The organism is Pseudomonadota bacterium (genome assembly GCA_039028155.1).
Classification (GTDB): domain Bacteria; phylum Pseudomonadota; class Alphaproteobacteria; order SP197; family SP197; genus JANQGO01.
On the sequence record JBCCIS010000034.1, the window covers coordinates 38863 to 56197 of the forward strand.

Annotated in this window: 18 protein-coding genes; 5 read left to right on the plus strand and 13 right to left on the minus strand. The window is 63.1% G+C overall.

Annotated features, from left to right (window positions below; translation table 11 throughout):
- Positions 1-107: 107 nt before the first annotated feature.
- The 7 genes from AAF563_17070 to AAF563_17100 all read right to left on the minus strand — a co-directional run bounded on the left by AAF563_17070 (position 108) and on the right by AAF563_17100 (position 5328).
- Positions 108-1364 (minus strand): arylsulfotransferase family protein, encoded by a 1257-nt coding sequence (locus tag AAF563_17070; protein MEM7122995.1) that lies wholly within the window; start codon positions 1362-1364, stop codon positions 108-110.
- Positions 1364-2467 carry a sulfotransferase gene (locus tag AAF563_17075; protein ID MEM7122996.1) on the minus strand — a complete coding sequence of 368 codons (1104 nt, stop codon included), beginning with the start codon at positions 2465-2467 and terminating at the stop codon, positions 1364-1366. The genes AAF563_17070 and AAF563_17075 overlap by 1 nt, the downstream gene beginning before the upstream one ends.
- A gap of 2 nt (positions 2468-2469) precedes the next feature.
- Positions 2470-2835, minus strand: coding sequence for a hypothetical protein (locus tag AAF563_17080; GenBank protein ID MEM7122997.1), 366 nt, complete (start codon positions 2833-2835; stop codon positions 2470-2472).
- Positions 2832-3083, minus strand: a complete 252-nt coding sequence (locus AAF563_17085) for a hypothetical protein (protein MEM7122998.1) — start codon at positions 3081-3083, stop codon at positions 2832-2834. Before AAF563_17085 ends, AAF563_17080 begins: the two co-directional genes overlap by 4 nt.
- 187 nt (positions 3084-3270) lie before the next feature.
- Entirely contained in the window at positions 3271-3483 is a 213-nt protein-coding gene (locus tag AAF563_17090) for a hypothetical protein (GenBank protein MEM7122999.1), read from the minus strand.
- Positions 3484-3668: 185 nt separating this feature from the next.
- Positions 3669-4316 carry a DUF6445 family protein gene (locus tag AAF563_17095; GenBank protein MEM7123000.1) on the minus strand — a complete coding sequence of 216 codons (648 nt, stop codon included), beginning with the start codon at positions 4314-4316 and terminating at the stop codon, positions 3669-3671.
- A 67-nt stretch (positions 4317-4383) separates the two neighbouring features.
- The gene (locus AAF563_17100; GenBank protein MEM7123001.1) at positions 4384-5328 is read right to left on the minus strand and encodes an aldo/keto reductase; all 945 of its coding nucleotides are present in this window, start codon (positions 5326-5328) and stop codon (positions 4384-4386) included.
- A gap of 206 nt (positions 5329-5534) precedes the next feature.
- Between AAF563_17100 and AAF563_17105 the strand changes: the two genes are divergently transcribed.
- Positions 5535-6125: a CoA pyrophosphatase gene (locus AAF563_17105; GenBank protein ID MEM7123002.1), complete on the plus strand. Its 591-nt coding sequence runs from the start codon at positions 5535-5537 to the stop codon at positions 6123-6125.
- Positions 6126-6129: 4 nt separating this feature from the next.
- Here the strand turns inward: AAF563_17105 and AAF563_17110 are convergent, their stop codons facing one another.
- Complete coding sequence (locus AAF563_17110) at positions 6130-8220, minus strand: molybdopterin oxidoreductase family protein (GenBank protein ID MEM7123003.1); 2091 nt, start codon at positions 8218-8220, stop codon at positions 6130-6132.
- Between the two features lie 88 nt (positions 8221-8308).
- Between AAF563_17110 and AAF563_17115 the strand changes: the two genes are divergently transcribed.
- Complete coding sequence (locus AAF563_17115; GenBank protein MEM7123004.1) at positions 8309-8668, plus strand: hypothetical protein; 360 nt, start codon at positions 8309-8311, stop codon at positions 8666-8668.
- 39 nt (positions 8669-8707) lie between these two features.
- Positions 8708-9529: a class I SAM-dependent methyltransferase gene (locus AAF563_17120; GenBank protein ID MEM7123005.1), complete on the plus strand. Its 822-nt coding sequence runs from the start codon at positions 8708-8710 to the stop codon at positions 9527-9529.
- A gap of 22 nt (positions 9530-9551) precedes the next feature.
- Here AAF563_17120 and AAF563_17125 read toward each other — a convergent pair whose 3' ends face one another.
- Positions 9552-10031: a thioesterase family protein gene (locus AAF563_17125; protein MEM7123006.1), complete on the minus strand. Its 480-nt coding sequence runs from the start codon at positions 10029-10031 to the stop codon at positions 9552-9554.
- Between the two features lie 134 nt (positions 10032-10165).
- Between AAF563_17125 and AAF563_17130 the strand changes: the two genes are divergently transcribed.
- On the plus strand, positions 10166-11320 hold the full coding sequence (locus AAF563_17130; GenBank protein ID MEM7123007.1) for a Xaa-Pro peptidase family protein: 1155 nt from the start codon (positions 10166-10168) through the stop codon (positions 11318-11320).
- 15 nt (positions 11321-11335) lie between these two features.
- Positions 11336-12163 carry a phytanoyl-CoA dioxygenase family protein gene (locus AAF563_17135; protein ID MEM7123008.1) on the plus strand — a complete coding sequence of 276 codons (828 nt, stop codon included), beginning with the start codon at positions 11336-11338 and terminating at the stop codon, positions 12161-12163.
- Positions 12164-12383: 220 nt separating this feature from the next.
- On the opposite strand, the gene AAF563_17140 is transcribed toward AAF563_17135, so the two are convergent.
- The 4 genes from AAF563_17140 to AAF563_17155 all read right to left on the minus strand — a co-directional run.
- Positions 12384-13811 carry a tetratricopeptide repeat protein gene (locus tag AAF563_17140; GenBank protein ID MEM7123009.1) on the minus strand — a complete coding sequence of 476 codons (1428 nt, stop codon included), beginning with the start codon at positions 13809-13811 and terminating at the stop codon, positions 12384-12386.
- Between the two features lie 3 nt (positions 13812-13814).
- On the minus strand, positions 13815-15473 hold the full coding sequence (locus AAF563_17145) for a tetratricopeptide repeat protein (GenBank protein MEM7123010.1): 1659 nt from the start codon (positions 15471-15473) through the stop codon (positions 13815-13817).
- Between the two features lie 81 nt (positions 15474-15554).
- Positions 15555-16361, minus strand: coding sequence for an enoyl-CoA hydratase/isomerase family protein (locus AAF563_17150; protein MEM7123011.1), 807 nt, complete (start codon positions 16359-16361; stop codon positions 15555-15557).
- Positions 16358-17335 (minus strand): acetate--CoA ligase family protein (locus tag AAF563_17155; GenBank protein MEM7123012.1); only part of this gene is annotated, 978 nt, incomplete at its 5' end. The genes AAF563_17150 and AAF563_17155, both read right to left, overlap by 4 nt.

The window sequence follows — 17335 nt, forward strand, 5'->3', positions numbered from 1 at the left end:
GCGTCACCCGTCCGGTAAGGACCTAGGGGCTAGAGCAGGTGAATCTGCTCTACTCATAGATAGAGAGCGGATTCACATGGCAAGGTGGGACCGCCTGACGGTTCCACCTAGTCATGATCCGCTCGATGCGGGCAGTCGAAAGCGCCGGGCTCGAAAAAGCCGGGTGAATAGTGGGCGGCCGCTGTGACGATATGGTTCTGGGTGTCGTCGAAGATCATCTCGCGCCGCCAGATCTGATCGCCATCGGCATCGGCCAGCAGGACGCGGCCCCGCTCCGGCTCGGTCATCAGGATCGCGCCGTTGTCGAGCACCTGATGGGTGCCGCGTTGCCATGTATAAAACGAGATGTCGCTGCCACCCTCGAAGCTGACGTCCCACGCATCGGTCGCCGGATCGATGGCGATGATGCGCGACGAGCCGAGCCCCATCTGGTTGTCGAACACGGAAATCCGGCCGTCGGGTAAAAAGTCCGGGTCATGCTGACGGAACCAGGGGCCGTGCTTCCACCATTTGAGAAGACCGGTCTCCGGATCGATCACGGCGACCAGGTTGAGTTCGCGCAGACTGATCAGAAGGTCGCCGGCATCGAACATGGGAAACGCAGGCGCGAGCGCTTCGGTCAAGGGTTCGACGTCGTTCGAATGAAACGCACTGCCCTGATAGATGATCTGATCGGGGTCTTCTTTGGTGCGAATGGAAAAGACGCCGTACTGGTTCTGCGCGCCGATGATATCGCGTTTGAGGTGGATGCTCGTCAGTACCTTGCCGGTATCGGCATCCAACTTCATCAGGATGTCGTTGACCCAGGACCAGATAACGTCGTCATCGCCGTTCGCGACCACGTGATGGTAGCGGCCGGGGGTCACCCAGAGCGGTTCGCCGCAGGCATCGATCCGCGCGATGACGTTGCCGTTGTCGAAGGCGACGGCGATCGAGCCATCGGGAAACGCCAGCATGCCGTGCAGCATGACGTTTTCCTGCTTTTCGCCTTCGGGATCGAGCGCTTCATAGTCGATTGCCCAGTGATGAAGCTCGTTTCCTTGTTCGTCATAGAGCGTGGCGCCTTGCAGCAGTCCGCGGTCGGGCGCTAAGCCGCCAATGATGACGGAGCCAGCCGGGACGCTGGCCGGTTGCTCGACATAAAAGGCGACGCGCTGGGGATCGGCGGCGGGCACCAGGTGGCGGGTCGGCTCCAGTGCCAGATCGTTGCGCCAGTGTTCGGCCAGATCCATCACCGTCGCGCGCGCCTCGATGATTTGCGGCGCGGGAAAGACGCGGTAGATGACGGCAAAGACGCCGAACGTGATGCACAAGACACCGAACGAGACGACGAAGGCCGATCGTAAAAGGCGATCGCCTGTCATCAGCGCATGCCCACCGCCGCGATGCTCATCGGCCGGCCGGGCGCCAGGCAGCGGGCCAGAAGCGCCTGATAGATGTCATTGCACCGCGCCTTGAGCGGTCCGGCAATGTCGGGTTCAGTTGCTGGCGTCGCGTCGCGGAACCGGTAGGCCTTGGCGATCAGGGCCGCGGGCTCGTCGATCGCCAGTGCATCAGCCAGGCTCTCTAAATGTTCCAAGGGTGATGCGCATAGACCGTCATAGTTGACCAGGACGAGTCGTTCCGGTGCCGCCGCCAGTACCGCTTCATAACAGGCCGCCCAACAGCTTAACCAAAAGGCCGGCTGGTCCGGCGTGATGTGGGGTTCGTTCTGCCACGTCAGGAAACCGATTGGGCGCAGACCTGTGCCGAACTCGAAATGGCCAAGCCAATTCATGTAGCGCCGGGCGAACGGGTCGTCATGATGGATGCGGCAGAAATGGCGGTGCTGACGCAAAAGCGACGCCGCCTGGGACCAGGGATGGCGCACCGGCACAATGATCGTGCCATCGGGGAACAGCGTCGACAAGAGATCGAGGCGCGCGATGTTGGCGTTGTTCTTCGAAAGATAACGCGACGCCGGTCGGCCGCCTGCCGCGATGATCTTGCGCATGTAGTCCTGCAAGAACGCCTCGAACACCGGCTGCCTGTCGGCGTCCGACCATGGCTCGATACGATCGGCCTGATAGTGATGACGCCAGAAGGCCTGCCAGATGATCTCCTCGAACGCCTCGGGGCTGTCGAAGCCGACTTCCATGCCGTCACCATGGGCGCGTTCCTTGTTCTCGCTGCGCCTCAGAAAAGGCGCGGCGATCTTGGGCCACAGCAGCGGGCAAAGCGCGAACGGCATGTGGCGGTAGGTCGCGGCGGCGAATTCCGGCAGCATGTTGAGCACATCCAGCAGCAACGTGGTGCCCGCACGCGGCAGCGCCGCCACGAAGACCGGCCGTTCGCAGGGCGTTTGTTCCAAGCGGTCGCGGAACAGGCGGCATTCCACGCCATTTAGCGCGACCTGCAGGTCGACATTGGCGAACGCCAGGCTGTAGAGCGCGCGGTCGAAGCGGTCATAGGGAATGTCCTGCCTCATGGTCAGCGCACCACGAACAGCGCTGTCATGGCGATGCCGGCGACCACAATGACTTCCCAGCTTTCCGCCGCCGCGATGATGCTGGCCGTGTCATAGAAGTTCAGCGCGCCACCGGTCGCGACAAACAGGATCGATAGTGCGACCGCGCCAACCGACCAGAACAACAGGATGGCAAAAGCACGCAGCATGGCAAGCGCGTCGCGCTGGATCCGCGCCTCCTTCTCATCGTCGCTAAGCGAGGTCGACGTCATGACACCGGTCGCTTCGCGCATGGTGGTCACCACGGTGAATGATCGTTCGACCACGCGGCCGAGTTTGAGCACGGCGACAAAGAGGGCGAGCGCAAGCGCCAGAACCAGATAGGTCATGGCGTTTCGCGCGTATCGTTCTCCAGCCTGGGCGGCTGATTTTCGTGACGGCGGCGGCGCAGGCGGCGGATCGGGTACCAGACGAAGCCGACGATCGCCAAGAGCAAGGCGGCGACCAGGGCTAGCACCGTGCCGATCGCCGTGAGGCCGGCGCCTGGCCCGACATAGGCAAGCGCCGGCGCCGCCGACGGGACTGTCAGAAAGACAAACGCGATCGCGGCCAACGGTGCTGCTGCACGACCACGCATCGTTCGAATTCTTGAGAGCATGAGCAACCTGTCACCCGACGGTGCTGCCATGATGTCGACGGGAACGGTCGCTGGGCACCATCGAGCCTTCTACAAGTTAAGGCGCGCTCGGGTCAGACAGTGTTGCGACAATTTGGCTCAATCGTGACGGCGGAGAGAGGACGTTTTTGCCGCCGTTTTATTCCCGTCAGCCGTCGAGAAGTTTCTTGAACGCACGGCCGGCGACACGTGCCGGATGGGTGCCGGGCTCGGCGTCTCGCGCGACTTCGCGCACCTCGGCGATCTTTTCCTCGACCACCGGCTTGGCATGCGTCTCCGCGAGTTCGCGCGCCTTGGCTCTGACCTTGGGGTCGTTCGCCACACGGCGCGCTGCCAGCGCGACTAAGCTCCGTATCAACATGGCGCCAGCATAACCCATTGCGCGCGGCGATGGCACATATGGCGGCTTCTGGCCCGTCCTCTAGAGCATTTTCCGTTTTCACGAAATCGGTGCCGGCCCGCTCCCCCTCCCGGCCACCCCTAGGATCCTGCCATGGGTGGCCGGGAGGGGAGCGGGCTGGTGATGCCGTGTGAACGGAAAACGCTCTAGATTGGCGGTACCTGGGGGACATTGGGCGCGTTAGGACCGGGCGCAAAGAAGAGAAGCTGGACCAGCCTGCCGTTCTCGAGGCTGTCGCCAAAACCGTCGCCGCTGGAATGCCAGAACCAGGGCCGAAACAAGATGCAGCGATTGAACTTCATCGGCAGCGAGAAGTTCAACGCCCACGCGTCGGGGTCGCTCGAGTTTTCAAGGCTCAGAATGTCGATCAACGCATCGCGCGGTGTTGGCTTGCCATAGATTTCCTGGGCTTCCTGATCGGTCAGCGGCGCGCGGTCGGTACCGTAGCGCCGGTTGATGAAGAAGTCCGTACCGCCCGATGCATGCTCGTTAAGGGTCAGATAGATGATGGCAGCCCAGCAGCATCCGGGGTCCACGTGTACATTGCCATGGCGCTTGTCCTCGGCCAGGGTTACGCGGGCCCTGCCATGGGCCTGCGACTTTGGCACCACCTGATGGCCCAGGATGCGGCTGAACATATCCTCATGACCCGGCCATGCCATCGATTCCTTGGAGTTGCGGCCGGGGTAGTGAACTTCAGGCGGCGGCTCCGGATAGGTCATGGACAAGGCGGTTTGACGCGCCTGTTCCGGGTTGCCGAAGAAGTCGTCGATAACGAGAAAAGACTGCTGCATAGTTTACCATCGTCGAACGTGGATTGTGGGCCAGCGTGCATCGCCGGCCCTTGCCTGACAAGAGCGCTCAGCCAGCCAACAAGCCGTCGACGTCCGCCATCTCGTCGGGCGTCAACCGCCAGGCTGTCACGGCGGCGGCGTTCGCCTTGACCTGGGCCGGCTTGGTCGCACCGCAAATCACCGTCGAGACAACCGATTGACTGGCCAGCCAACCGATGGCGAGCTCCAGCAATGAGTGGCCGTGATCGGCGGCGAATGCCGTCAGCTTGTCGATGCGATCAAAGTTGGTGTCCGACAGCATGGCGGCATAGCGCGCATCATCACCGCCCAGACGGTTGCTCTTCGCGGCCTTTTTGCCGCGCTTGTACTTGCCCGACAACAAACCCATCGCCAGAGGGAAATAGGGCATGATGCCCATGCCGTAGTGATCGCATGCGGGCACCACCTCGGTCTCGATCTCGCGCTCCAGAAGGTTCCATTCGTTCTGCGCGACGATGAAATGATGCGAGCGCGCCTCGCGCGCCAGCCAGTGGGCGTGGGCGACCTGCCAGCCGGCGTAGTTTGAGCATCCGGCATAACGGATCTTGCCCTGGTCGATCAGGGTGCCAAACGTATCGAGCGTCTCCTCGATCGGCGTGTGGGGATCAGGCTCGTGGTGCAGATAGACGTCGATGTGGTCGGTGCCCAGGCGCTTAAGGCTGGCCTCGCACGACTTGATGATGTAGCCGCGGGCACCCCGCGGTATGTTGCGCTGATCGTCGCCGCGTTTCATGCCGCACTTGGTCACGATCACCGCATCATGACGCTTCCTGCCCAGCGCCTTGCCCAGGAACGTCTCGGACCGGCCGTCGTCGTACATGTCGGCGGTATCGAACAGCGTAACGCCGGAATCGAGAGCGGCATGGACCACCTTCTTGGCTTCGGGCTCTTCGATCCACCAGCCCAGCGTGTTGCAGCCGATCCCGGCCAACGAGACATGCAGGCCCGAGCGGCCCATGGTGCGGTACTCCATCTGATCCTCCTGATTTTGACGGGCGACTGTAGCGCCGATCGGACGATCCGTGAACGACCGCCGCCTTGCCCTCGCCGCGCTGGCGTCTCGACCGGATCATGGCGAAGTGGAACCGTGAAACGGTTCCATCAGGGCAAGATCTGCTCTAGGTCAGGATGGCCATGACCGAAAACCCCGACCTTCATTTCGGCCCGTCGCTCAAAACCATGATCACGGCCAACCTCGAGAGGCTCGAGCGCATGCAGCACGACGACGACGCGCTGAAGCGCGCGGCTGTCGCTTTCGTGGTGGTCGAGGGCGAACGCGACGAGGGCGCCTTCGTTCTGACCAGGCGTTCAAGCCGGCTTAAACGTCACAAAGGCCAATGGGCGCTGCCCGGCGGCCGATTGGATCCCGGCGAGACCCCTGTCGTCGCGGCGCTACGGGAGCTGTCGGAGGAGGTTGAACTCGAACTGACCGCCGACTCGGTCCTCGGGATGCTCGACGATTATCCCACCCGGTCCGGTTATCTGATCACGCCGGTCGTGGTGTGGGCGGGCAAGGCAGCATCGATGACACCCAACCCCGACGAGGTCGAGACGATCTACCGGATCGCCTTTCGCGACCTCTTCCGCCCGGATTCGCCGGAGTTCGTCACCATCCCGGAGAGCGATCGCCCGGTCATTCGCATGCCGATCGCCGGCACGAAGATCCACGCGCCGACCGCCGCCTTCATCTACCAGTTCCGCGAGGTCGGCCTGTGCGGGCGCGACACCCGCGTCGCCCACCTGGAACAGCCGGTCTTCGCCTGGCGCTGAGGCCTCAGGCTGTCTTCAGCCACACCGAGGTGTCGTGGAACAAGCCACCGCCAATCGGGGCGCCGGGATCCGATGAGATCAGCAGATTGATGCCAATGCCTTCCTCGAAGGCGTGATTGGGCCATATGCTTTCGACAATGAGTGTGCCGCGCCTGAGCCCTCCGAAGAGCTCGGCATGCAGGACGACACTGCCCTTGTCGTTGCCGATGCGCACGCGCGCGCGATCATCGATACCCAGCGGCTGAGCGTCATCGGGATGGATCTTCACGGTCGGTCGGTCTTCGCGGGCGATGGATGTCGGTGTCTCGGTAAAGCTGGAATTCAGGAAGTTGCGCGCCGGCGCGGTGACCAGCCGAAACGGACGATCCTCCGTCGCGCTATCGATGACCTCCCAGTGATCCGGCAGGCCAGGCATGAAGGCGGGCGTGCCTTGAGGCCCGAAGGCGTTTTGGGCATGCGACCAGTGGGCGCGAAAATGAAAGCGCCCATCGGCGTGGCCAAAACCATCGATGTAGTGGGCGGTGTCGAAGTCGGGCTGGACGTCGATCCAGTGCGCTTCCTTCAGGGTTGCCAGGTCCGCCCAGCCGGAGACGGTCAAGGTGTGGTCGATCAGCTCTTCTGGCGTCATCGTCAGGCCCGGGTGGGCGTCAGCGACGCCAAGCCGTTCTGCCAGTGCTTGGATCACCTGGTGGTTGGAGCGGCAGGTGCCCGGTGCCTCGACGACCCTGGGACCGAACATGATGTGCTGGTGGCCGCCGCCCTGGTAGAGGTCATCGTGTTCCAGAAACATGGTCGCCGGCAGGACGATATCGGCCATCTTGGCGGTCTCTGTCAGGAACTGTTCGTGGACGGCGACAAACAAATCGTCGCGCGCGAAGCCGGCATGGACCTTGGCAAGGTCGGGCGCCACCATCATCGGATTGGTGTTCTGAATCAGCATGGCGTTGACCGGTGGGCCGTCTTTCAGCGCCGCCGTGTCGCCGGTCAGGATCGGACCGATGCGTGACTGGTCGAGCACGCGGATCGCCGGGTCGCGCGCATCGAGCCCTTCGATCATGGTGCGGTCCCAGTGGTAGATCGCGCCGTTGTTGTGGAACGCGCCGCCACCCTCGTACTGCCAGGCACCGGTGACACTGGCGATGCAGGTGGCCGCATGCATGGCGACCGAACCATTGCGCCCGCGACAGAAACCGTAGCCCAGTCGCAGATACGTGCGCTTGGTTGTGCCAACTAACGTGGCGAAATCTTCGATCGTGCCGGCGGGGACGCCGCAGATCGTTTCGGCCCATGCGGGCGTGCGCGTCTGAAGGTGGTCTTCCAGCGCGTCCGGTTCGTCGGTGTAGCGCGCCATATAGTCGCGGTCGGCATGGCCGTCGCGGAACAGCACATGCATGACCGCACAGGCCAGCGCCGCATCGGTGCCCGGCTTGACGCAAACAAAAAGATCGGCCTGCTGCGCCGTTGCGTTTTCGTAGGTATCGACGACAACAATCTTGGCGCCCCGCTGTTTGCGGGCCTGGGTCACGTGGGTCATCACGTTGACCTGGGTATTCACCGGGTTAGTGCCCCAGATCACCACCAGGTCGCTCTTCGCCATTTCACGCGGGTCGGGTCCGGCGAGCCGGCCGGTCGCTGCGATGAAACCGGACCAGGCAAGAGTCGTGCAGATCGTGTTGTGCTGGCCGGAGTACTTCTTGACGTGGCGCAGACGATTGATGCCGTCGCGCATCACCATCCCCATGGTGCCGGCGTAGTAGTAGGGCCACACCGATTCGGTGCCGGATGCCTGCTCAGCCTTCGTGAAGCGCTCGGCTATCTCGTCAAGCGCATCGTCCCAGGAGATTTCGGCATAGTCGCCGCTGCCCTTGGCGCCGGTCCGGCGCAGCGGTTGCAGCAGCCGGTCGGGGTGATGGATACGCTCGGCATACCGCGCGACCTTGGCGCAGACGACGCCCGCCGTATAGGTGTTGTCACGCGCGCCATGGACACGGCCGATGGTGTGGTCGTCGATCTTCTCGACCTCCAGGGCGCAGGTGCTCGGGCAATCGTGCGGGCAGACGCTGAAGTGAATTTCCGGCGAACCGTCGCTAGGCATGGCTTCTCCTGGGTTGCGCCGAACCTAGCGCGATTGCCGCCTATGCGCCAAGATACACGCAACGTCCGCAGCGTCGGGAGAATCGACCATGAAAGCAGTGGGAATCGTGGTAGCCGTGCTGTTGGTGACGGCGCCGGTCGTCGCCCAGGACTCTCTATCAGGCACGTGGAACAGCGGCCTTGGCGGCATGACGCTGAAATTCGACAGCACCATGGGGACCTACACTCTGGACCTGCAGAACCAGACGTCGTACGAGGGCGACTACACGGTCTCCGGCCAGTCGGTGACCTTCGAGAACGCCTTTGGCAGTCAGATGTGTCCAGGCGTCAAGGGCATCTATAACTTCAACGTGCTCGCCAACTCAGTGGAGTTCCTCGTTATTGAGGACCAGTGCACTGCCCGCCGCGACCAGCTGCGCGGCACATGGACAAACGCGGGTCTGCTCTAGTTAGAGGTTGATGGGGCGAGCACGCCACGGGGGCGAGCGATGACGGCCGACGACGACTCCGACCACTACTACCTCGGTGTGCACAAGGATGCGTTTCGGCGCTACCGAATGTTCAACGAGATCAACATGCCGGGGACCGCAAGTCGTCTCGCCGATCTGCCGCTGACACCGGACATGCACATTCTGGAAGTCGGCTGCGGCATTGGTGATACCGCGCGCTACTTCGCCCAGAACGTGGTGCCGGACGGCCACGTCACGGCCTTCGATCAAGCAAGTGACATCGTCAAGATCGCCGAAAAAGAAGCGCGCGATGCCGGCATCAGCAATATCACGTTCATCTGCGCCCACGCCCAGGACTTCGACTACGGGCTTGATCGCTTCGACTTCGCGCATTCGCGCTACGTCCTGTCCTATTCGCCGGACGCAGCAAGCATCGTCGCCAGTATTCTCGGTGCGCTGAAACCGAAAGGTATGTTCCTGGGCGAGGAGGTCGCCCAGAGCTACGTCAAGCACGGCAAGTCCGACTGGATCGAGAAACTAGAAGCGTGGTTTACCGCTTTGATCGAACACGGCGGCGGACACCCCAACTATGGTCTTGAACAGCTTCCCTCGGACATGATCACGGCCGGCTTTGAGAACCTGCACGTCAACGGGTTTTGGCCAATGCAGGATCAAGAGGAAGTCGTTGCCATGCTTCGGCTCGCGTTGTCGAACGAGATGAGACCGAACCTGGTTGCATTGGGCGTGGCGACAGACGCTGAGATCGATGCGGTTCTTGCGGCGGCTCAGGCCCCCGGCAAGGACTTCATCGTCAGCGCGGCGGCCGCGATACAGGTCGTCGGCTACAAGCCCTGGGCCTGAGCGAGCGCGTCGTCCAAGCACCTCAACGTTTTCGAGGCTGGCCGATCGCGCGGCCCGCGTTGTCGTGCCGCTCCAGATTGCCGTGGCGGTCCAGGATCTCCTGGAGTCTTTCCTGGACGTCGTCCTTGAAGATCTCAAGGCCGCGCTCGTTGAGATTGAAACCCAGCGCCATGACTTCGTTGGTCGCCGCGATGTAATCTCTTTCCGCGTGATACATCGTGTGGAACAGGCGAAAACGCTTGGCGTCGGCGGCCAAGAGCTGGGTCGTGATGCGCAGAGGATCACCTTCGCGCACCTCGTCCAGATAGTTCACGTGGGCCTCAACCACCGCGTACTCGCTGCCGCCGCGGTCCTCCAGCTTCCTGTCGCCGTTGACGATGTCCCAGAAGTTGAAGGTCGCGCTGTCGCAGATCAGCACGTAGTAGGCCATGTTGAGATGACCGAACTCGTCGATCCATTCAGGGCGGACGACGGAGTCGTAGGTCAAGAGGTCGTCGGTCATGGCTTCTCCGCTGGCGGGTGGTGGTTGGCGGGGCGGGCGTTGTCATAGCCGACCCGCTCGGCCGCGACAATGGCTGGCGGCACCGGGCCGGGCTTGCCATCATGGCGCCTGTCACCACTGGCCGGAGTACCAGCATGCCTTACCTGCACTTTTCCGAAGACGAACTGGCGGCACGCCGCGCGAAGACCGTTGCGGCGATGAATCAACGCGGCTTCGACGCGCTGCTGCTGTTCAAGCAGGAGAGCATGTACTACCTGACCGGATACGACACCGCCGGCTACTCTCTGTTCCAGTGTTTCATGCTGTTCGCCGACGGGTCGATGACGCTGGTGACGCGCTCCGCCGACCGCGAGCAGGCAGCCTATACTTCGGTGATCCCGGATGTCCGCATCTGGGTCGACCGCGGCGGTGCCAACCCGGCCGATGACGTCAAGGCGGTGTTGGAGGAGAAAGGTATCGCCGGTGGCAAGGTCGGTGTTGAGCTGCACGCCTGGTGTCTGACCGGCCAACGCTGGGTCATGGTCGAGGGCGCGCTTCAGGGGTTCTGTTCCTGGGAAGACGCCACCGACCTCGTCCAATCTCAGCGCATCGTCAAGAGCGAGAGCGAGCTTACCTATGTGCGAAAGGCCGGCACCCTGGCGGATGCGGCACTCGGCGCCTTGAACGACGCGATCGAGCCGGGCGTCGACGAGGGCCACCTCTATGCCGTCATGAACAACGCGATCTTCGAGGGCGGCGGTGACTATTCGGCCAGTCGCGGCATCATCGGTTCGGGCGAGGGCGCGCTTCTGGTGCGTTACTTCACCGGACGCGCGAAGGTCGGCGCGAACGATCAGGTGCAGCTGGAGTTCGGCGCGGCCTATCGCCACTACCACGCCTGTATCATGCGCACGGTCCTGACCGGCAACGTCAGTGCACGGCATCAGGCCATGCGCGCGGCCTGTGTCGAGGCGCTTGCTGCCTGCCAGGACGTTGCCAAGCCTGGCGCCCTGTTCGGTGAAATCTACGACGCCCACGCGCGCGTCGTTGACGCGCACGGGCTGGAAGACTGCCGCCTTAACGCCTGCGGCTATTCGCTCTCGGCAAACTATTCGCCATCGTGGATGGAAGAACCGATGATCTATCCGGCCAACCCGACGGTGATTGAACCAGGCATGGTCATCTTCATGCACATGATCTTGGTCGACAGCGCTAACCGGCTTACCATGTCGCTTGGCGAAACCGGTATTGTGCATGCGGATCGATTTGAGCCGGTCTCGACCATGCCGCATGATCTGGTGGTCAAATAGCGAGGGGACATCGCCATGCCTGACGCACCGGCCCGCGCCGTAACGACGGACGAAGTCACGCAGTTCGACGACGATGGCGTTGTCTGTTTAAAGGGCGTTCTGCCGCAGCATTGGGTGGGTGTCTTGGAACAGGGCATTGCCGGTGCCATGGCGTCGGCGGGGCGCTATACGCGCCGTCAGTCCGATGGCGATGATCCCGGCCTTTTCTTCAGCGATTACGGCGCGTCCGCCCGCGTGCCCGACCTGATGGATTACGCCCTACACTCGCCGGTTGGCGAGATCGCGGCGACGCTGCTTTGCTCGAAGCGCTCGAACTTTCTCTATGACGCCGTTTGGGTGAAGGAGCCGGGTACGGCCAAACCGAGCGCCTGGCATCAGGACCAGCCTTACTACGCGGTCGACGGCAGGCAGATCTGTATTGTCTGGGCGCCAGTCGACCCGGTGCCGGAAGATGTCGTGCTGCGCTGCGTGCGGGGATCTCATCGTTGGGGCAAGGCGTTCAAGCCTCTGCGTTTCAAGGATCTCGGCGATTATGGTCGGAACGGCGCCGACGGTTACGCCGAGCCGCCGGATATCGACCGCGATCACGCCGATGCCATTCTGGCGCCCGCCATGGAGCCGGGCGACCTCTTGGTGTTTCACGGCATGTGCATGCATGGCGCGCCGGGCAATAGCCAAGCCGGACGAAGCCGACGTGTCGTTTCGACCACGTGGGTCGGCGACGACGCCGTCTATATCGAACGCCCGGGCGAGATGGAGCCGGACTTCTCCGATCGCGGCCTCAAGCCTGGCGAACCGCTCGATGCGCCGGCCTTTCCGCGCGTCTACGAGCGAACGCTGTAAGCCCCGGCAGACCACGCCACCCGAGAGCAGACCCGCGTTACGTGGTACCGGTCTCGCCCCACTCTAGTCCTCCCATGCCGGACAAGCGTAGCGCAGATCCAGCATCCAAGAACACGTGAACCGGCATACCGGCCGCTGTCCGTGTTCATGGGCCCCGGGTCAAGCCCGGTGCGCGAGGAGGTAAGGGCTGGCGCAGGTTCCGCGTAAACGGGGAAGAGACCTAGCTGTTGTAAGCTTCGATCAGTGCTGTCGGGCGAATGTGGTTGGTGTCGATGTAGTGGCCACGGACCGCTTGTCCGTCGTCCGCTGTTGTCACGGCGTTCACGTCGATCAGGCGCGCGCCTCTTTCGCGGGTCACGTCGCGAAGCCGATCGTTGAAGCGCTTGATGACGTGAAGGAAGAGATCGCGAACCTCGTCCTCGACCAGGCTCATGTTGATGTTGCTCATAGGCGGGCTTTGGAACCAAACGGTTTGGCCGCGCTCGGCTCCTTTCGCGAGCAGACGGTCGACATAACGTTCGACCAGGTCGTCGATCAGGGTGTCGCGATCGAGACCGGGGTCCTTTCGCAGCACGCGAACGATGCCTTCTTTCAATCGGCAATCGAGCTCGCCAAAGACCGCGACGACTGTTTCCCCTTCGGGTATGCGCGTCATCGCCAGATCGAAGCCGCCACGGTAGGGGCTCGGCGCCTCGCGTATCAGATGCCAAGCCTTGCAGCCGAACACCAAACGCGTCTGCAGTCTTGTCGGCACGCCGTCGACCGGCAGGACCACATTGGCCGGGGTCAGTGTGTGGCTGTCGCCAACGACAAAGAGAGTTCGTTCAGCGGCGCCGTTGTAGTGCGCTTCATGGCTTGCCCGCCACGACACCAACTCATCGAGGATGTTGAGATAGGTCACAAAGACCGAGCGGTTGGGCGCGTCGGTCGGCAGGCTGGGAATAAGAGGGCGGGCTTGGGCCAAGAGGTCGCTGCACCGGTCGGGTTGGTTGTCGATCCATGCGCTGATCGCCCGGACGACTGTTTCACCGAATGTCTGGTTCGCCGTGAACGCGGGACTTAACGCTTCGATCTTGTCGGCTTCACCTGTGGCCAGCAATCCAAGCGCCAAGGTGTGGTTGGGATCTGGCACGGGCGTTTCGCTGGCGCGCGCCTTGCCCATGGCGTCAACCGCCTCGGTAAGACGTCCGTCGAGATAGGTGATGGTGCCGAGCAGTTGGTGGGCGCCGATCATGTTGGGATTATGCGCAAGTGCGTCGCGCGCCTCGACCTCGGCTTCGTCGGGTCGTCCTAGCCGCTGCAGGATCACCGCCGCCTGCAGATGTCCGCTCGGGTCGCGGGGATTGAAACTGATCGCCTGTTTCTGTGCCTCCAGCGCCTTATCCAGGTCGTCCATGCCCAGATAAATCTCGGCCAGCGCACGCGGCACGTCGGGGAGATTGGGGTTCAGCTGCTGCGCGCGCGCCAAGAGTCCGAGCGCGCGGTCGGTCTCGCCATTCTGAAACTCGATCATACCCAGCAGGCTGTGGGCGCGCGCGTGTTCCGGCTCCATGCGGCAGATGTCGCGGCACAGTTTGGCGGCCTCGTCGCGCCGACCGGCGCGCAGATTCTGCATCGAGGCCTTCAGCATGGAATCGACGATACTCATGGCTTAAGCCGAGTCGCCGCGTTTGCCGTAGAGCATGGTGATGTTGATGCGCCTGTTTTCGTAACCCGGCTTGAAGGTCAAACGGCCGGTCTCGTGAAACAGGTCGGAGTTGAACATCACGACCCGGTTCTGCCGGTGCGGCACATTGATCGACTTGGCGTTGTTCTCGGCCAAGAAGTTCCGCATGCGCGGCCCGTCGCGGTTGTAGGCCGCGAAGTCCCAGTCGAGCGGCGCTTCGACATCCCATACCTCCAACCCGCCGCCATCGGGATCAAGATTGGCCTCATCGGGTGCAATCCAGAAATTCACGTTCACCGCGGCGAAATCGGCATGCATAGGAATACCGCTCAGCCGGCTGTCGTACTTAAACGCCCACAATTTCCGCAAGCTATGGTGCTTGAAGATGGCGGGCAGGGCCGTGCGCATCTCTTCAGCGACCTGCAGCAGCAGCGGACAGCAAAAGCCGTCTTCCATAAACGCGCCGAGATAACCGTTGGCGTAGCGGAACTCGTACCAGATCGTTGATTCCAGACAGAAGCGCCTGAGGCCCCGGACGGCGTCGGCCGTCAGAAAATCGTCGAAGAAGGTTATGCCGGGCGCATTCTTCTTGTAGTCGGCCTCGATTGCCGCGATGTCCAGCTCGGGGTTGACCGCTGGGCCATCAAGCGCGGCACCGGCGTCCTTGTGGATCATGCGGTTGTAGGTCGGTTTCAACATCGCCGCTGCGGCCGCCGGCAGGTCGACCATGTGACTGTCGGCGTCGGGTGTCTCCAACGAACTCAGCGCCGCGCGGTAGGCTGCGGCAGTCTGTTGATGGGCCGCGTCGAGCACGCCGCGCTCCAGAAGATAGTCGAGCTGCTCGATGTCGTGCTCCAGCTTGGTGCGGCTGGTCTGATTGAAGTTGTTTGCCGGAACCGTGGGTCCGCCGGGCCGGCGTTTGATGCCGGTCGCATGATCGTAGGCGCCGGCCGCCTCATCGACGCGGCCCAGGTCCAGCAGCGTGTTACCCAGGTTGTGCCACGCGCTATAGAAGCCGGGATCAAGTTCTGCCGCCTGGCGAAGGTGCCCGACGGCAGCCTCCGCGTCGCCCATGGCCTTCAGCGTGTTGCCCAGATTGTAGTGGCCGGCGGTCGACGCGGGGTCGCGGGCAAGCAAGGCCTCAAGCAGCCCTCGGCTTTCGTCCAGCGCGCCGGTTTCGGCGAGCAGGGATGCCAGATTGTTGGTCAATCCGGCGTGTTCCGGTGACGCCTTTTGGGCGTCCCGCAGCACGATGATCGCCTTGTCGATGTCACCGGCGCGCCGGTGGACGCCGGCCAGGACCAACCATGCCTCAACCTTGCCGGGCGCCAGCGCGATGGCCTTCTCAAGATCGGCGATGGCAGCCTCGGAGTTGCCGAGCCGGTCGTGCGCCATGCCGCGGCTGTGGAGTGCGTCGGCATCGTCCGGGCGTTGGTTCAACAACTGGTCGAGCTCAACGATGCCATCGCGAAGTCGGCCACTCTCCAGCAGCATGACGGCGAGCGTATAGCGTGCCCGTAGATCGCCCGGCTGCCGCGCCACGAGATCGCGGCATAACTCGATCGCGGCGCCGCGTTCGCCGGCTTGGTACCGGCGCACGGCCTCGTTCAGATCTGTCGGATGGGTTTCGGCTCGGGTTTGCACAGCCGGACTATGCCGCCAGGGAGTCGCGCAGGCAAGCTGCATGCGACACCCCGGTGGCACCCGGGTTCATGCCTTGTCTGCCTATTCGAACTGGGTTTCGCGCCAACGGATGGCGGCCGACAGACCTTCCTTGGAGCGCACCGCCTCGAACTGTTTGTACTGCTCGGTTTCCGAGGCATCCAAGATGCCACCGACTTCGACGCCATAGGCGATCGCCTGGCGCAGGCCGGCGATCTCGGCGCCGCGGTTGATCGATGCCTTGGTGGTCTGTAGGCCTTCAAGGGAAATGGCCGTGGCGCGCTTGGCATAACGGAGGGTCTCGGCCTCGAGCTCGTCATCGGGAAACACCCGATTGACCATGCCGCAGCGTTCGGCCTCCTCGGCGCTGATCATGTCGCCGGTATAGAGCAGTTCGCGCGCCTTCTTCAGGCCGACCAGCCAGGGCATGATGACCGCCGGCGGCGCCGTCGAAAACCGGATCTCCGGTTCGCCGAACTGGGCGGACTGGGCGGCGAAAGTAATGCAGCACATCATGGCGAGTTCGCAGCTGCCGGCCAGGCAGTAGCCGCGCACCATGGCGATCACAGGCTTCGAGCAATCCCAGGGTGAGAACTCGAACGCCGCACAGTCGGTCAGCATCTTGCGGGTACCCATGGGGCCACGGCCGTACTCGTTGCCCCATTCGTACTTGAGGTCATAGCCAGCGCCGAAGTGATCGCCGGCCCCGGTCAGGATGACGACCGAGACATTGTCGTCGTCATCGGCCTTGCGGATGGCGGCCGACAGCTCGGCCATGAACGGCGGATTGATGGAGTTCATCTTGTTCGCCCGGTTGATGGTGATGCGGGCGATCTTGTCGTTCACCTCGTAGAGGACTTCGTCGGTCACGGTGCTTCCTCCTTGTCTTGATGGTCCGATGGTAGGTCGGCGATCACCAGGGCGTCGACGGCAATGACGCCATCGGGCCCGGCCAGAATGGGATTGACGTCGGCCTCGGCGATCAGGTCGCCGAGCGAGGCGGCCAGGACGGAGAATCGGGCGAGCGCATCGGCCAGACTGTCGATATCGGCGGCTGGCCGGCCGCGCAGACCGTCAAGCATTGACCTCGCCTGCAAGCGGTCGATCAACCCGCGCGCGACATCGACGCCGAAGGGTGGTACGGCGAGCAGGCGATCGCGCAGCACCTCAACGAAGATACCGCCTGTCCCGATCATCACCAGGGGCCCGAACTGGGCATCGCGGATCAGGCCGAGCACCATCTCGACCCCGCCGGGCGCCATCGGTGCGATCAGGCAGCGCGGGCCCAGGCGCGCGGTAAGATCGTCCCAGGCCGTTTGTACGGCAGCTTCGTCGCTTAGATGAAGTGCCACGCCGCCGACATCCGACTTGTGTGCGATGCCGGCCATGGCCGTTTTCATGACCACCGGGTAACCAAAGGCCGAAGCGGTGGCGACGGCTTCGTCAACCGTCTCGACAATCCGATGATCGATCACCGGTATGGCGAAGGCCGACAGCAGATCGAGACCGTCGGCCTCATCGAGCGGCTGGCCGGAGGTCAGGCGCTGCCGCCAGGCCTCGATGACGTCGGCGTCTGGCGCATCGGGTGGCGGCAGAAAGCGACGCTCTTGTCCGCTGCGCCACGCAAACCCGTGGGCGATGGCGCTGATCGCCGGTCCAAGACCGTCGATAAGCGGCATGCCGGCAAGACGCAGGCGCCGCGTCGTCTCATGCACGATGCCGTTCGGGATGCAGCTCGCGAAGGCCAGCGGTTTGTTGGTCGCGTCGATGATGGATGGCGCGTTGTCCGTGAAAACGGTGCGGAACCGTTCGCCGTCACGGATGTCGGCGACCCACAAGCCATA

What these genes read in the sequence shown, in the direction of transcription:
- AAF563_17070 (MEM7122995.1), bottom strand. Translation starts at nt 1,364, where the DNA reads ATGACAGGCGATCGCCTTTTACGATCGGCCTTCGTCGTCTCGTTCGGT.
- AAF563_17075 (MEM7122996.1), bottom strand. Translation starts at nt 2,467, where the DNA reads ATGAGGCAGGACATTCCCTATGACCGCTTCGACCGCGCGCTCTACAGC.
- AAF563_17080 (MEM7122997.1), bottom strand. Translation starts at nt 2,835, where the DNA reads ATGACCTATCTGGTTCTGGCGCTTGCGCTCGCCCTCTTTGTCGCCGTG.
- AAF563_17085 (MEM7122998.1), bottom strand. Translation starts at nt 3,083, where the DNA reads ATGCGTGGTCGTGCAGCAGCACCGTTGGCCGCGATCGCGTTTGTCTTT.
- AAF563_17090 (MEM7122999.1), bottom strand. Translation starts at nt 3,483, where the DNA reads ATGTTGATACGGAGCTTAGTCGCGCTGGCAGCGCGCCGTGTGGCGAAC.
- AAF563_17095 (MEM7123000.1), bottom strand. Translation starts at nt 4,316, where the DNA reads ATGCAGCAGTCTTTTCTCGTTATCGACGACTTCTTCGGCAACCCGGAA.
- AAF563_17100 (MEM7123001.1), bottom strand. Translation starts at nt 5,328, where the DNA reads ATGGAGTACCGCACCATGGGCCGCTCGGGCCTGCATGTCTCGTTGGCC.
- AAF563_17105 (MEM7123002.1), top strand. Translation starts at nt 5,535, where the DNA reads ATGATCACGGCCAACCTCGAGAGGCTCGAGCGCATGCAGCACGACGAC.
- AAF563_17110 (MEM7123003.1), bottom strand. Translation starts at nt 8,220, where the DNA reads ATGCCTAGCGACGGTTCGCCGGAAATTCACTTCAGCGTCTGCCCGCAC.
- AAF563_17115 (MEM7123004.1), top strand. Translation starts at nt 8,309, where the DNA reads ATGAAAGCAGTGGGAATCGTGGTAGCCGTGCTGTTGGTGACGGCGCCG.
- AAF563_17120 (MEM7123005.1), top strand. Translation starts at nt 8,708, where the DNA reads ATGACGGCCGACGACGACTCCGACCACTACTACCTCGGTGTGCACAAG.
- AAF563_17125 (MEM7123006.1), bottom strand. Translation starts at nt 10,031, where the DNA reads ATGACCGACGACCTCTTGACCTACGACTCCGTCGTCCGCCCTGAATGG.
- AAF563_17130 (MEM7123007.1), top strand. Translation starts at nt 10,166, where the DNA reads ATGCCTTACCTGCACTTTTCCGAAGACGAACTGGCGGCACGCCGCGCG.
- AAF563_17135 (MEM7123008.1), top strand. Translation starts at nt 11,336, where the DNA reads ATGCCTGACGCACCGGCCCGCGCCGTAACGACGGACGAAGTCACGCAG.
- AAF563_17140 (MEM7123009.1), bottom strand. Translation starts at nt 13,811, where the DNA reads ATGAGTATCGTCGATTCCATGCTGAAGGCCTCGATGCAGAATCTGCGC.